The 12,755-nt window shown below is 72.3% G+C and carries 11 protein-coding genes; 3 read left to right on the top strand and 8 right to left on the bottom strand.

The genetic code is table 11. From position 1 onward, the window contains the following. Positions 1 to 171: 171 nt before the first annotated feature. A complete protein-coding gene (locus tag Ari01nite_RS39540; RefSeq protein WP_203788332.1) occupies positions 172 to 1,623 on the top strand; it encodes an alkaline phosphatase PhoX in 1,452 nt (483 codons plus the stop codon). A 141-nt stretch (positions 1,624 to 1,764) separates the two neighbouring features. Here the strand turns inward: Ari01nite_RS39540 and Ari01nite_RS39535 are convergent, their stop codons facing one another. Then, positions 1,765 to 2,934, bottom strand: a complete 1,170-nt coding sequence (locus Ari01nite_RS39535) for an FAD-dependent oxidoreductase (RefSeq protein WP_203788330.1) — start codon at positions 2,932 to 2,934, stop codon at positions 1,765 to 1,767. Between the two features lie 64 nt (positions 2,935 to 2,998). Here Ari01nite_RS39535 and Ari01nite_RS39530 point away from each other — a divergent pair, with 64 nt between their 5' ends. After that, the gene (locus Ari01nite_RS39530; RefSeq protein ID WP_203788328.1) at positions 2,999 to 3,601 is read left to right on the top strand and encodes a TetR/AcrR family transcriptional regulator; all 603 of its coding nucleotides are present in this window, start codon (positions 2,999 to 3,001) and stop codon (positions 3,599 to 3,601) included. Here the strand turns inward: Ari01nite_RS39530 and Ari01nite_RS39525 are convergent. The 6 genes from Ari01nite_RS39525 to Ari01nite_RS39500 form a co-directional block, all read right to left on the bottom strand. After that, entirely contained in the window at positions 3,598 to 4,245 is a 648-nt protein-coding gene (locus tag Ari01nite_RS39525; RefSeq protein ID WP_203788326.1) for a G5 domain-containing protein, read from the bottom strand. The two genes, Ari01nite_RS39530 and Ari01nite_RS39525, sit on opposite strands and share 4 nt — an antisense overlap. An 87-nt stretch (positions 4,246 to 4,332) precedes the next feature. Continuing rightward, positions 4,333 to 5,358 (bottom strand): hypothetical protein, encoded by a 1,026-nt coding sequence (locus tag Ari01nite_RS39520; RefSeq protein ID WP_203788324.1) that lies wholly within the window; start codon positions 5,356 to 5,358, stop codon positions 4,333 to 4,335. A 581-nt stretch (positions 5,359 to 5,939) separates the two neighbouring features. Further along, complete coding sequence (locus tag Ari01nite_RS39515) at positions 5,940 to 7,043, bottom strand: alpha/beta fold hydrolase (RefSeq protein ID WP_203788322.1); 1,104 nt, start codon at positions 7,041 to 7,043, stop codon at positions 5,940 to 5,942. Between the two features lie 73 nt (positions 7,044 to 7,116). Further along, positions 7,117 to 8,313 (bottom strand): serine hydrolase domain-containing protein, encoded by a 1,197-nt coding sequence (locus Ari01nite_RS39510; protein ID WP_203788320.1) that lies wholly within the window; start codon positions 8,311 to 8,313, stop codon positions 7,117 to 7,119. Positions 8,314 to 8,318: 5 nt separating this feature from the next. Next, entirely contained in the window at positions 8,319 to 9,206 is an 888-nt protein-coding gene (locus Ari01nite_RS39505; protein ID WP_203788317.1) for a hypothetical protein, read from the bottom strand. A gap of 192 nt (positions 9,207 to 9,398) precedes the next feature. Continuing rightward, complete coding sequence (locus Ari01nite_RS39500) at positions 9,399 to 11,720, bottom strand: ATP-binding protein (RefSeq protein WP_203788315.1); 2,322 nt, start codon at positions 11,718 to 11,720, stop codon at positions 9,399 to 9,401. A gap of 108 nt (positions 11,721 to 11,828) precedes the next feature. On the opposite strand from Ari01nite_RS39500, the gene Ari01nite_RS39495 reads away from it, so the two are divergent. After that, entirely contained in the window at positions 11,829 to 11,999 is a 171-nt protein-coding gene (locus Ari01nite_RS39495; protein WP_203788313.1) for a hypothetical protein, read from the top strand. A gap of 10 nt (positions 12,000 to 12,009) precedes the next feature. Here the strand turns inward: Ari01nite_RS39495 and Ari01nite_RS39490 are convergent, their stop codons facing one another. Continuing rightward, a complete protein-coding gene (locus Ari01nite_RS39490) occupies positions 12,010 to 12,753 on the bottom strand; it encodes an SDR family NAD(P)-dependent oxidoreductase (RefSeq protein WP_203788311.1) in 744 nt (247 codons plus the stop codon). Positions 12,754 to 12,755: the final 2 nt, after the last annotated feature.

Raw genomic sequence — 12,755 nt, 5'->3', positions numbered from 1 at the left:
TACCTCGGCGAGGTCCTGGAGCCGGCCGCTCATCCCGATCTGGTCGGCCACGGCCTCGGCTAAGTCTTCAAACCGATGTCGCCGGCGCATCAGCTGGACGGTGCGTCGGCGTCGATCCGCGCGGGTTGGCTGTGCGGCGTCCCACCCCGTGCGCCCAAGGAGTTGACCCTGATGCCTGCCTCTCGTCGTACCTTCCTGGCCGGCGGTGCCGCCGGCGTCGGACTCGCCGTCGCCGGCGCCGTCCCGTCCCTGGCCCAGGCCCACCCGGGCCGGCCGCACGGGCCCGCCGGCCGCGGCCACGTGCCGTTCCCGCCGCTCGTCGACGACCCCGACGGGATCCTGGCGCTGCCGGCCGGCTTCAGCTACGCCGTCGTCACCCGCACCGGGGTCACCCGGCTCGACCGCGGCCAGGGTCTGACCCCGGCCGACCACGACGGCATGGCCGCCTTCAGCGCCGGACCCGGCCGTTACACGCTGATCCAGAACCACGAGATAGACCCCGGTGCCGAGTTCGGCGTGCCGCACGTCCGGGGCACCGTCTATGACCCGGGTGCGGTCGACGCCGGCGGCTGCACCGTGATCAGAACCGACCGGGCCGGCCGCAACCTCGGCGAGTTCGTCGCCATCTCCGGCACCGTCGCCAACTGCGCCGGCGGCCCGACCCCGTGGGGCACGTGGCTGACCTGCGAGGAGACCGAGGACCGGGCCGGCGACGAGTGGACCGAGGGCGACCGGAGCGGCCGCTTCCAGAAGGACCACGGCTACGTCTTCGAGGTCTGGGCGGACGGCACCACCGACCCGAAGCCGATCAAATGCCTGGGGCGGTACGCGCACGAGGCCCTGGCGATCGACCGGGACCGCACCCACATCTACCTGTCCGAGGACGCCGACGAGCCGAACGGCCTCTTCTACCGATGGACCGCGCCGGCCGGTGTCAAGGCCGGCCCGCGCGTGCTCACCCGCCTGGCCGCCGACGCCGGCGTGCTCGCCGCCATGCAGATCATCATGGACGACGGCTCGGTGCTGCCGGACGTCGCCTACCTGACCTCGGCCCAGCTGGGCCGGCCGTTCCCGGTCCGGTGGATCGAGGTGCCCGAACGCGACGCGCGGACCACCCTGGTGCGCGAGCAGTTCGCCGACGGCCAGGTCACCCGCGGCCGCAAATTCGAGGGCGTGTGGGGCACCGACGAGGGCGTCTACGTGGTCAACTCGTACGCCTGGGAGGAGGGTGAACTGCCGGCGGACGCGGCCCCGCACGACGGCATGGTCTGGTTCTACCACTACCGGGCGCAGACCATCCAGCTGGTCACCTACTTCCCGCACCAGGCCACGGCCGAGGAGGGCGCGCCGGCGAAGTACACCGACCTGACCTTCGACGGCCCGGACAACGTGACCGTGACGCCGTGGGGAAGCCTGGTGCTCGCCGAGGACGGTGCCGGTGCCTCGCACGTGCTGAGCGCCTTCCCGGGCGGACCGACCTACGCCATCGCCCGCAACCAGTTCAACGACTCGGAGTTCTGCGGCCCAGTCTTCACCGACGACGGAAAGGTGCTCTTCGTCAACATGCAGGACCCCGGCCTCACCCTGGCCATCACCGGCCCGTGGGAGAAATACCTGGGCTGACCCCGCCGCCGGTCTACGGAGCTTCGGGTTCCGGCGGACTCAAGCCTGCCGACACTCAACCGCCCGCCCACCTGTGCGACCGTCCGCCGCCCCCAGCGGGGGACAACGGCGCAGGTGTCCTGACCCAAGGGGGCTGAGAATCTAGCGGCCCAGGCCGCGGGCCATCGCGCGGCGTATCGGCGGGACGGCGGCGGTCAGGCGCAGGGTGGTGCGGAACGCGGCGCGGCCGAAGCCGCTGGAGTGGGCGGCCCGCTGGGCGTTGCGCAGGGACTGGCGTACGGCCGCGAATCCATAGTCGAGCATGCGTCGCTCGTACGTGGCAATGGCGGGAATGAGTGGCACCTGGGTGAGTTGGACGCGCAGCAGATCGGCATCGCGCAGCGCGGTGTTGGCGCCGATGCCGGCCATCGGGGTCATGTTGTGGATGGCGTCGCCGAGCAGCGTGACGCGCCCGGTGGGCCAGGGCCGCACCGGGCTGGCGCTGCGCACCCGGATCGCGTTGACGGTGGCCGGATCGCTGCCCGACACCAGGCGGTGGAAGGCGGGCGACCAGCCGGCCAGCCGGGACAGGACGACCTGCTGGAGGGCGTCGCCCGGCATCCCGGTGAGCCCGGCCGGGAAGCGCGCGGCGGCGTCGTGGAAGCCCCAGAGCGCGTAGTCGGGCGGCCAGACCGCGGTGAACAGCGAGCCGCGGCCGCGGGGCACGACCAGGTTGGTCCGGGTGGTGAGTACCGGCGGCAGGGCCGTGGCCGGCAGCGGGTGCTTGCCCGCCACCGCCAGCACGCCGGTGTCGGCGCGGTGGGCGTGCGGCAGGAGTTGGGCGCGGACGCGGGAGTTGGCGCCGTCGGCCCCGACCAGGACGTCGGCCGTGGCGGTGGTGCCGTCGGCGAAGAACGCGGTGACCCGGTCGCCGTCGGATGCGTAGTGGGTGAACTCGCGGCCGTGGTGCACCGTGCCGAGGCCGTCCAGCAGAACCTCGCGCAGCCGGATGCGGCTCACCCCGTAGTGCCGCCCGCCGCCGGCGTTGATCTCGGCGGCGGGGAGTTCGAGCAGGTCGGTGCACTGGTCGGTGAGAAAGCCGAAGCCGCCGTCGTCGTCCGCCACGCCGGACTCGAACGCCTGCCATCCGGCGGGGGAGAGGCAGTTGCGCAGCGCCGCGGCGCCGGCCGGGTTGATGTGGATGCGGTAGCCCTGGAGCCAGTCGGCGCGTTCCCGGGTGCGTTCGTAGACGTCGCAGGCGATCCCGGTGTGCCGCAGGCCCTGCGCGAGGGCCAGGCCGCCGATGCCGCCGCCGATAACCATCACCTTCATGCCACCACTGTCACCCCTATGAATGACTCTGTCAACCAAACGTTTGATTGATACCGTACGGGCCATGCCCACAGCTCGGCGTGCCCCGACCGGTGACGACCGCAAGCGCGACGCCGAGCGCACCCGGGAGCGGATCCTCGACGCGGCGCTGGTGGAGTTCGGCGAGCACGGCTACGCCGGGGCGCGGATCGGGGCGATCGCCCGCCGGGCCGGGGCCAACCAGCAGCTGATCTCGTACTACTTCGACGGCAAGGAGGGGCTGTACCGCGCGCTGATCGAACGCTGGCGCCGGATGAGCGGCTCGCTCAACCGTCCGGACGCGCCGCTGGCGGAGGTGGTGTCGGCGTTCGCCAACGTCGGAGATCAACAGCGTTATTGGGTACGCCTGCTCGTCTGGCAGGCCTTGGCCGGCGACCGCGAGGAGGGGGCCGCCGCGTACCGCCGCGCGATGGTCGACGATCTGCGCAAGCGCCAGGAGGCCGGGGAGATCGCTGCCGATCTAGACCCGGCCTACCTGCAACTGGCGTTGTTCGGTGCGGCGCTGGCACCCACGCTGCTGGCCCAGTTCGCCGAGGACTTCACCGGCCTGTCACCCGACACACCCGAGTTCCAGGAGCGCTACCGCGACCAGCTGAGCCGGCTGATCTCCCGCCTCGGCCCGGGTTAGTCGCAGGCCACGCCGTCGCCGTCGCGGTCCAGGTCGTACGGGTCGTTGCCGATCACCCGGACCGGGCCGTCCACGTAGGCCGGGCCGTCGCCGCTGCCGCCACGGCAGTCGACGTCCTGGGCGATCGGGACGCACGGCGTGTAGTTGGCGTCGCAGCCGGCGTCCGGTGCCTTTGCGGTTCTGGTGCCGATCGCCACGACCTTGGGCACCGGTTTGCGGGTTACCACGTCGCTGACCAGCTTCCGTCCGGTCTCCCTGCCGCCGGTTACGGTGACCCGGTACGTGAGGGTGCGCTCGCCGGCCTCGCCGTGGGTGCGGACCTTCGTCCTACCCTGCGCCAGGCTGTCGTCGTCGACCGTACGCGTCGGGTAGCCGACCGACTTGCGGACCTTGACGGTCTTGGTCGTGGTCCCGGCGGCCTGGTCAGCGGGCTTCGTGCTGCCCGACTCGGGCGCCGGCGGATCGGCCCGTTGCTCGGCGGCGACCGCGGCCCCGGGGGCCGGCACCGTCGCCGGCTCGACGTCGCCGGACAGCGCGCCGACCACCGCCACGCCGCCGCAGCAGGGCAGCACGAGGGCCGCCCCGATCAGGCCGGCCCGCTGGATCGTCGACAGCCGCGCCCACACCGCCCGTGTCTGATTCATCACCGCGACAGTTTGGATGCGGCCTTTGCGCCGGGAGAACGGCCGTTCGGCTCAAAAGGTGTACGCCTCCTACCGACCCCGGACGGGTCAGCCGTCCTCCAGGGCCCGGGCGGCGGCCGCGGCGGTGCCCTGCGAACTCTCCAACGTGGCGGCGGCCCGGTGGGCGAGTTCACCGAGTTCGGAGCAGCCGAAGTCGTCGAGCGCCTCGATTTTCTGCCGGCAATCGGTCAGCGTCCGCAGGCATTCCGCCATCTCGGCCGAAGTTTGCCGTAGCCGCTCGGAGAGGACGGCGATCGCGCCGGTGGCGGTGTGCAGATGCTGAGTGGACCGGAGGGTGAATTCGTCCAGGGCGCGCAGCGAATTCTCCAATTCCGCACACGACGAATGCAGATAGGCGACGACCTCGTGCCGAATGCCGCCGGCCCGGCCGCTGAACTGTTCGTGCACCTGCTGGGTGGCGCCCCGCAGGTGGCTCAGCGCGGCGGCCATCAGGCCCTGCGCCTCGCCGAGGTCGCCGTGCGTACCGTCGGCCTCCGGCGGCCGGCGGCAGTCCTCGTAGAGCAGGTCGAACTCGGCGCGGCTCAGGTCGGAGCGCAGGCCGGCCACGGCGATCTCGGCGGCCCGGGCGCGCTCGACGGCCTCGGCCAGGCGGGCGGCGAGCGCCTCGATGTGCCGGCCCGCGGCGGCCAGTTTGCCGCGCTGAGTAGGGGAGGGGGCCGCGGACGCGCGGAGCCCGTCGCGCTGCCCGGTGGTGTCGGCCAGCCGGTCCCGCAGCCGCTGCTCGTCGGCGCGCCGGGCGTCCAGGTTTTCGGTCGCCCGGTCCAGTTCTCTGGTCAGGTGCGCTACTTCGGCGTACGTGCTCGGAAAATCGGCCAGCGCGAGCCGCCGCACCTCCCATTCGCCGATCTCGGTGGTGCCGAGGCCGCAGGCCTCCAGAATGGCGGCCAGCACGGCCTTGGCGGGAACGCGCGTCAGTTTCCCGCCGAGCATTTCCGAAAGGCGGGACCGGGCGATCTGCGTGGCCCGGCCGATGTCGTCCGCCGACCGCCCGGACTGCCCGACAACCTTGTCGAGCTCCGCAAAGAATTCCGATCGTTCTTGATCTCCGGCCACGTCGCGAGCCTCTCGGTTGCCACGCATGATCTCTGACGCGAGCCCGCAATGGTACAACCCGCCCGTCCATGTCATCGGCGATCGTCCCCGCCGCTCCGCTCACCCGGGAAAGGGCGCTCCCGGTCCGGCTTGCCGGCCCGGAATTCGAGGCCGGGCAGGTTGCACCGCACATCCCGGTGAAATTGACCAGCGCGGCGCCAAGCCCGAAAAGGAAGGACGAAATGCCGCATGCATTTGCACCGCTGAATAGTCGGCCACCGACGCCTCTGGTCCGGCCGCGCACCGGCCGCCCACCTGGCCCGGCTGCGCACTGGCCCGGCCGCTCAGCGGCCCGGACGTCCGGCCGCGCATCGGGTGGCGGGCGACGGGCGGCGGGGTGGCTCGTTGCTGGGCGGTTGGGTGTCGAGGTTGCGATGGTGGTGCGTCATCGGCGGAGGTCGCGCGGCAAAGCCGGGCGTTGTCACATCGCTTCATCGGCGAGGCGGTGGGCGAGAGGTGCCGGCGGCATCCCACGCAGGGGGTCGCGTACGTGGGACGCCGCCGGCAGCGGTGAGCGAGCAAAGTCGGGGCGAGCAAGAGGGCTAGGCGAAGCGGGTGGCGATCCAATCGGCCACCAGGCCGGTGGTTTCGGTTACCGCGCTGTCGGGGTTGGCGCCCTCGACCGGGACGAAGAGCATCGGCTGGTCGTAGGCGTCGAGTTCGGGGACCAGGGCGCCGGCGGTCAGGTCGTACGGGACGGACTCGTCGGCGGTGCCCTGGATCAGCAGGATGGGGGCGCTCGGCGGGGACTGGCCGGGGTTCACGTGCTGCGCCAGTTTGGCCACCACGGTGTCCGGCAGGGCGCCGCCGGCCAGCAACTGCTGCGGGGTCAGGTTGGCGTATGCGTCCAGGATCTCGTACAGGCAACCGGAGAGCAGCACCGGCAGCCGCAGCTTGGCGGGGTTGGCCAGCAGGGCGGTCGCGTTGACGCCCGGGTCCACCGCCTGCAGGCCGAACAGGCCCATCACCAGGTAGCCCTGGCCGGGCGTGCCGGGCACCAGCGGCGCGAACAGGTCGGCGTTGGACACCGGGGCGATGGCGGCCACGCCGCGCAGGTCGAGCGCGCCGTCGTAGGCGGGGGCGAGTTCGCCGGCGAACAGGGCACCCTGGCCGCCCTGGGAGTGGCCGTCGACCACGTACTGGGCGGTCAGCGCCGCGTCGAGGCGGCGGGCCGCCTTGACGCTGTCGATCATCGAGCGGGCCGCAGTCGCGCCGATCAGATAGGGGTGCGGGGCCAGCGTGCCGAGCCCGGGATAGTCCGGCGCCGTCACCGTCCAGCCGCGGGCGAGAAGCGCGGCGATCGCAGCGCGCGCCTCCGGCCAGAATACCGACTGATTGGTCGACGGAGCGCATTTGTCGGCGAGCCCGGTGGTGCCGTGTCCCCACACCACGGTGCGGTTAGTCCGGCCATTCTTCGGAGTGAGGACCAGGCCGGTCGCGGTGATCGTGGCGCCGTCCACCGCGGTGGTCACATAGGTGATCCGCTTGGCGGTGGCCAGGCCGGACAACTCGGCCGGCAGCGTGGCGACCGCGCTGGTGAGAACCAGGCCGGGGGTCACCGCGGCGGCGGCCGGCGTGCCCGAGAGCAGAAGGAGCAGCACGCCGAGCAGGGCCACAGCGGATTTCCCCCGGACTGCTGGATACATTAATGACTTCCTTTCTGTCGGACGGTCCCGGGCATGGCGGTACCCGGGAAAGAATGCGGAAAAGGGAAAAGAATCAGCGGGCGCAGGCGAAATGATCGGCTATGCGGCGCAGCGCGGTAATGGTTTCCAGGTCGCGGCGCGGGTCGTCCTGCGTCGGCCAGGCGCTGCACTTCACGATCACGACGTGCGCGGACGGGTCGATGTAGAGGTACTGGCCGTGGACGCCGAGGGCGGTGAACGCGTCGAAGCTCGCGCTGCCCAGGGTCCACCACTGGTTGGCGTATCCGTAGTGGTCGTACCCGCTTGGGCCGAGCGCACCGACCGCGGTGGCGGGATCGTCGTTGCCGCGGCTGAGGCGTACCCAGTCCCGCGGCACGATCTGCCGGCCGGCCACCACGCCGTTGTCGGCCATCAGCAACCCGAGCCGGGCCACGTCGCGGGCCGTGGCGTTGAACGAGCCGGCCCCGATCGCGGTGCGCGGGTGGGCCCGGGTGAGCCAGTAGTAGGCGTCCCGGTCGGCGCCGAGGTGCCGCCAAAGTCGATCGGCCGCGTATGCCGCCAGCGACATACCGGTCGCGGACTCCAGGACCCAGCCGAGCAACTGCGCGTCGAACGTCGAATAGTTGAAGCGCGTGCCCGGCTCGGCCAGCCTCGGCGCCGCCCGGACCACCTGTGTGACATCACCTCCTCCCATGACGGCCTGTTCGAAGCGTTTGATGCCGCTGTCCGGCACGTCCCAGGCCTCGAGGTCACCGACGCCGCTGGTCATGGTGAGAAGCTCGGCGATGGTGGTCTCGTGGAAGGCGGTGCCGGCGAAGTCAGGCCGGTAGTCGGTCACGCGGTCGTGCACGTCCCCGATAGCACCCTCGGCCAGCGCGATCCCGATCAGGATCGAGGTGACCGACTTGGACACGGAGAACAGCTGCATCCGGGTCCGCGGGCCGGCAAACGCCCCAGGGTATGCCTCGTGCACGATCCGGCCGTGGTGCAGCACCACGAAGGCGGTGGTGAAGGTGCGACGGTGGAGCTCGGCGATGGTGTGGTCGCCGCCGTCGAACCGGTAGGTGAGGTCGAGCGGGCAGGGGTCCACCGGAAGGGGCCGGTGGATGCCGCCGTGGGGTACCCGCTCGACGGGCATCAGCCAGTTCATGTGAGTGAAGGTCCACTCGTTGAACGGCCGTCGCATGATCAGGTCGCCCTGCCGGTCCCACCACGAGGGAGCCTTGGCGGGCGGCGCGAGGGTCGCTGGCCGCTGGGTCGTGCTCGTCATGTCGGTTACCTGCCGTCCTCGATCGGCTGCGAAGCGTTCTCGATCTCCTCACGTAGGCTCCGGCCACTTGGTTCACCCGCAGGTTCGAGGTAGCTGTTCATGATGCCGAGCACGGCCATCGCGACCAGGTTGTTGTGCGGGTCCTCGCCGACCACGCCGACGGCCGGGTCACCCAGCTGCCGGATGGCGAAACCCTCCATGATCGCGGCGAGGATGTTGGTGAACTGTTCCAGGGTGATGCCCTTGCGCAGCCGGTAACCCCGGGCCGCGATGGTGGCCTCGTAGACCTTCATCCACGGGTCGAGGGCGCCGGCGTAGTTGTTGGCGATCGCGTCGTGGATGCCGTCGTTGCGGTCGGCCGTCGCGCAGACCACCAGCTGGAGCCGGAACAGCGGCATCCGGGTGATCGCCTGCAGCTCGTGGAAGGCCGCCCGGTCGATGGCGTCGACGAAGCTCGGGTCGGTGACCAGCCAGTCACCACGCGTCTCCAGGCCGGCGCCGTACTGGGGGTCGTAGTTCATCGCGTGGAACAGGAAGGCGAGCAGGTCGTTCAGGTAGTCGTCGTGGCTGGCCCAGGTCGAGCGGTACGGGCCGGTGCCCTTCTGACGCAGGAAGGGCGGTTCGAGCTCGGCCACCTCCCGGCTGAGCGCACGCTCCGACAAAAAGTTCAAACCAGACCAGTACGCCTTGCAACCGTCCGCGCCGGGGGCCGGCTCGGACGGTGCGCCCAGGTTGCGCTCGACGAGATTCGCCCCCGCCTTCAGGTACGACGCGACCTTCAGCGAGTTGACGAGTGCGGCCCTGGTGGACTCCCGGACACCCTTCACGCGGGTGACGATGCCGGAAAAGTCCTGGCTGTAGGGGTATGGCAGGTCTTTCTTGCCGTACGTCATGAGGTGATTCTTGTCCGATTCGGCGCAGCATCAAGTGCGCACGTGCGTAGTACTCGGAGGCTAGTGCGCGATGCACTCCGCACGCCGGATGAATGTCACGCTGAGTAAGGATTCAACCGCCCGGAGAGGGTGGTTCCGGGGTTGTCGATCACAAAACGCCCACGGATCCATGACTACCGGCAAATCGGAGAATTAGCCCGCCGTCAATGTGGTCAGCCGCTCCCGGACCCAGCCCAGGTCCGGCACGGCCGCGTCGCCGATCAGGCGTTCCGCGTCGGCCGCCTGCCGCCGTGCCTCGCCGAGCCGGCCCAGTTCGGCCAGCGCGTGCGCCCGGTAGAGCCGGCTGCGGCCCACCTCGATCGGGCTGGCCAGCCGCTCGAACAGGGCCGCCGAGGTGTCAAAAGCGGTCAGCGCGTCGGCGAACCGGCCGAACGAGACGGCTACGATCCCGATCGCCTCGTGCGCCGAGGCCACCCCGCCCGGGTTCCGGATGCGTTCGAAGACCGCGAGCGAGGCACGCATGTCGGCGGACGCGTCGGAGTGCCGGCTGGCGTCGGTGGCGAGCCACCCGCGCTGCTGGAGGGCGTACGCGTGGGCGAGGTCGTCGCCGGTGCGGCGGGTCAGGTCGAGGACCTGCCGGTTGAGACCGGTGGCCTCGGCGGTCCGCCCGGTGCGCTGGTACGCCGCGGAGAGTGCCTGCATGGTCCAGGCGTGCTCGGTCTGCTCGGGCAGCATGGCCAGTGCCCGTTCCAGCACCGGCACGGCCTCGGCGTAGCGGCCGGCGACCTGGTACATGGTGCCGAGCGTGTCCAGCACCTCGATCTGCTGCTCGGTGTCGCCGAGGGCGGTGAACCGGTCCAGGGCGCCGGTGAGGTCGCTCTCGGCCTCGGCGTAGCGGAACCGGTGGCGCAGCGCCCGCCCGCGGCCGAAGAGGGCGTGCGCGAGGGCCGCGGGGTCGCCGAGCCGCCGGGCCACGGTCACCGCCTGCTCGGCGGTGGCCAGCGCGGCCGCGGTGTCGCCGCCCGTCAGCTGGCCGTGCGAGACCGGGCGCAGCGCCCGCACCCGGCGGTGGTCGTCGCCGAGCGCGGTGGCGGCGGCGAGCGCGTCGGTCCAGAGCGCGAGCAGGTCGGGCTGGTCACCGGCCGACCGGAACAACGGCCCCACGGTCGCGACCACGGTCCAGACGGCCTCGTAGGAGCCGGCCGCAACCCCCTGGTGGACGGCGGCCAGAATGTTGTCTCTTTCTCTGGAGAGCCAATCGGAGGCCGAGGACACTGCCGACGAGTGCGTGATCGCCTGCGCTGTGATGCGGTCGAGCAGGCGCACCAGGCCGACCTTGCGCTCGGCCGCCGTCTCCTCGGCCGCCACCCGCTCGGTGGCGAACAGCCGCAGCAGGTCGTGCAGCCGATACCGCCCGGCCGCCGGCGACTCGACCAGATGGGCGTCGACCAGGCGTTCCAGGGCGGCCGCGGCCTCCGCCTCGGACACGTCGGCCAGCGCCGCCGCGTCGGCCGTGCCGAACTGCCGGCCGGGATGCGAGCCGGCCCGCCGGAACACCCGCCGGTCGGGCACCGGCAGGTCGGCGTAGGCGCTGGCGAACGCGGACCGGACGGTGAGGTCGCCCAGGTGCAGCTCGTCGAGGCGGCGGTGCTCGTCGGCGAGGCGCCGGGCCAGTTCGGCCACCGACCACGCCGGGCGGCTGCGCAGGCGGGCCGCCGCGATGCCCAGCGCCAGCGGGAAGCCGGCGCAATAGCGCAGCAGGTCGGCCGTGCCGCGCGGGTCGGCCGTCAGGTGCTGCGGCGCGGCCGCGCTCAGCAGCGCCCGGCTCTCCTCGTCGGTCAGCGCGCCCACGTCGTGCTGGGGCAGGCCGGGCAACTGCCGGCGGCTGGTCACCACGACCAGGCAGCCGGAGCCGCCGGGCAGCAGCGGCCGGACCTGGCCGGCGTCCCGCGCGTCGTCCAGCAGGACCAGCACCCGGCGGCCGTCCAGCGCCGAGCGCAGCCGGGCCGCGAGGTCGTCCACCGAGCCGCCGCGGTCGTCGTCGGGCACGCCCAGCACACGCAGGAAGCGGGCCAGCACGGCGCCGGGCGCCACCGGGTCCGGGTCGGCGCCGCGCAGCAGGGCGAACAGCTGGCCGTCCGGGTAGTGGGACCGGCGGTCGTGGGCGAACCGCAGGGCCAGCGCGGTCTTGCCGACACCGGGCGGGCCGACCAGGGCCACCACCGGGCCGCCGGCGGCCAGGTCGCGGACCGCGGCCAGGTCGGCAGCGCGGCCGGCGAAGGCGGCCGGTGCGGCGGGCAGTTCGGCCGGCACCGGGGACGGCGCCGGGCCGGATCGCTGCTGCCGGATCGCCAGCCACCCGGTCACCACGGCCAGCACCGCGACCGCGGGCCAGGCCAGCCCCGCGACGCCGGACAGCGGCCCGGGCAGGGTGCCGCCGGTGGCCACGTTGACCGCCACGGCGAGCAGCACCGAGAGCAGGACCGACGCCACCGCGGTGGGAACGAGTCGCACCTGCGCCCTCCGTCCGGTTGTCGCGGTCACCGTACCGGGGGTGTGGCCGTTTGCGAACAGCACACCGGGGTAAGTCGCGATCTTGGAGGATCGGAGAGGAGCACAGTCATGCGGATCGACCCCGATCGTTACCCGCCGATCGACCCGGGCGCCCCGATTCCCGACGACCCGGGTGAGTTGGAGCCGGACGCGCCGGAGAAACTGCCGCCCCCACCGGTCGAGCCGGTGGTGGTGCCGGACCCGGCCCCGGAGCCCGACGGCGTGCCCGAACCGGCCTAGGCAAGCAAAACTACTTGCGCATGCGCAGGCCCTGCATGCCGCCGTCCACCGCCAGCGACGTGCCGGTGGTGGCCGAGGACAGCGGGCTCGCCAGGTACGCGATCGCCCCGGCCACCTCGGCCGGGGCGACCATCCGGCCGGTCGGCTGGCGCGCCTCCAGGGCGGCCCGCTCGGCCGCCGGGTCGGCGGCCTTGGCCAGCAGCCGGCCGATCCACGGCGTGTCCGCGGTGCCGGGGTTCACGCAGTTGACCCGGATGCCCTCGCGCACGTGGTCGGCGGCCATCGCGAGGGTCATCGACAGGATCGCGCCCTTGGTGGCGGCGTAGAGCGCCCGCTGCGGCAGTCCCGCGGTGGCCGCGATCGAACAGACGTTGACGATCGCGGCGGCCGGCGACTCGCGCAGGTGCGGCAGGCAGGTCCGGCTCGCCCGGACCATGCCCTGCACGTTCACGTCGAAGACGTGCCGCCACTCGTCGTCGTCGTTGTCCTCGACCGTGCCCTGCGCGCCGATCCCGGCGTTGTTGACCAGGATGTCCAGCCCGCCGAACGCCGCCACCGTCTCGGCCACCGCGGCCCGCACCGAGGCGTCGTCGGTGACGTCCGCGCGGATGCCCAGCAGCGGCGCGTCCACCTCGGGGTTGAGGTCCAGGCAGGCCACCCGGCAGCCGCGCTCGGCGAGCAGGGTGGCGGTCGCCAGGCCGAGTCCGGAGGCGCCGCCGGTGACGATCGCGCGCAGACCGGTGAAGTCGGACATGG

Origin of the sequence: Paractinoplanes rishiriensis (assembly GCF_016862375.1) — a bacterium.
Lineage (GTDB): Bacteria > Actinomycetota > Actinomycetes > Mycobacteriales > Micromonosporaceae > Actinoplanes > Actinoplanes rishiriensis.
Note: the sequence above shows the minus strand (reverse complement) of the source record. Positions and strands in the feature narration are given on the sequence as shown.

What these genes read in the sequence shown, in the direction of transcription:
- Ari01nite_RS39490 (WP_203788311.1), bottom strand. Translation starts at nt 12,753, where the DNA reads ATGTCCGACTTCACCGGTCTGCGCGCGATCGTCACCGGCGGCGCCTCC.
- Ari01nite_RS39505 (WP_203788317.1), bottom strand. Translation starts at nt 9,206, where the DNA reads ATGACGTACGGCAAGAAAGACCTGCCATACCCCTACAGCCAGGACTTT.
- Ari01nite_RS39510 (WP_203788320.1), bottom strand. Translation starts at nt 8,313, where the DNA reads ATGACGAGCACGACCCAGCGGCCAGCGACCCTCGCGCCGCCCGCCAAG.
- Ari01nite_RS39530 (WP_203788328.1), top strand. Translation starts at nt 2,999, where the DNA reads ATGCCCACAGCTCGGCGTGCCCCGACCGGTGACGACCGCAAGCGCGAC.
- Ari01nite_RS39535 (WP_203788330.1), bottom strand. Translation starts at nt 2,934, where the DNA reads ATGAAGGTGATGGTTATCGGCGGCGGCATCGGCGGCCTGGCCCTCGCG.
- Ari01nite_RS39495 (WP_203788313.1), top strand. Translation starts at nt 11,829, where the DNA reads ATGCGGATCGACCCCGATCGTTACCCGCCGATCGACCCGGGCGCCCCG.
- Ari01nite_RS39525 (WP_203788326.1), bottom strand. Translation starts at nt 4,245, where the DNA reads ATGAATCAGACACGGGCGGTGTGGGCGCGGCTGTCGACGATCCAGCGG.
- Ari01nite_RS39515 (WP_203788322.1), bottom strand. Translation starts at nt 7,043, where the DNA reads ATGTATCCAGCAGTCCGGGGGAAATCCGCTGTGGCCCTGCTCGGCGTG.
- Ari01nite_RS39540 (WP_203788332.1), top strand. Translation starts at nt 172, where the DNA reads ATGCCTGCCTCTCGTCGTACCTTCCTGGCCGGCGGTGCCGCCGGCGTC.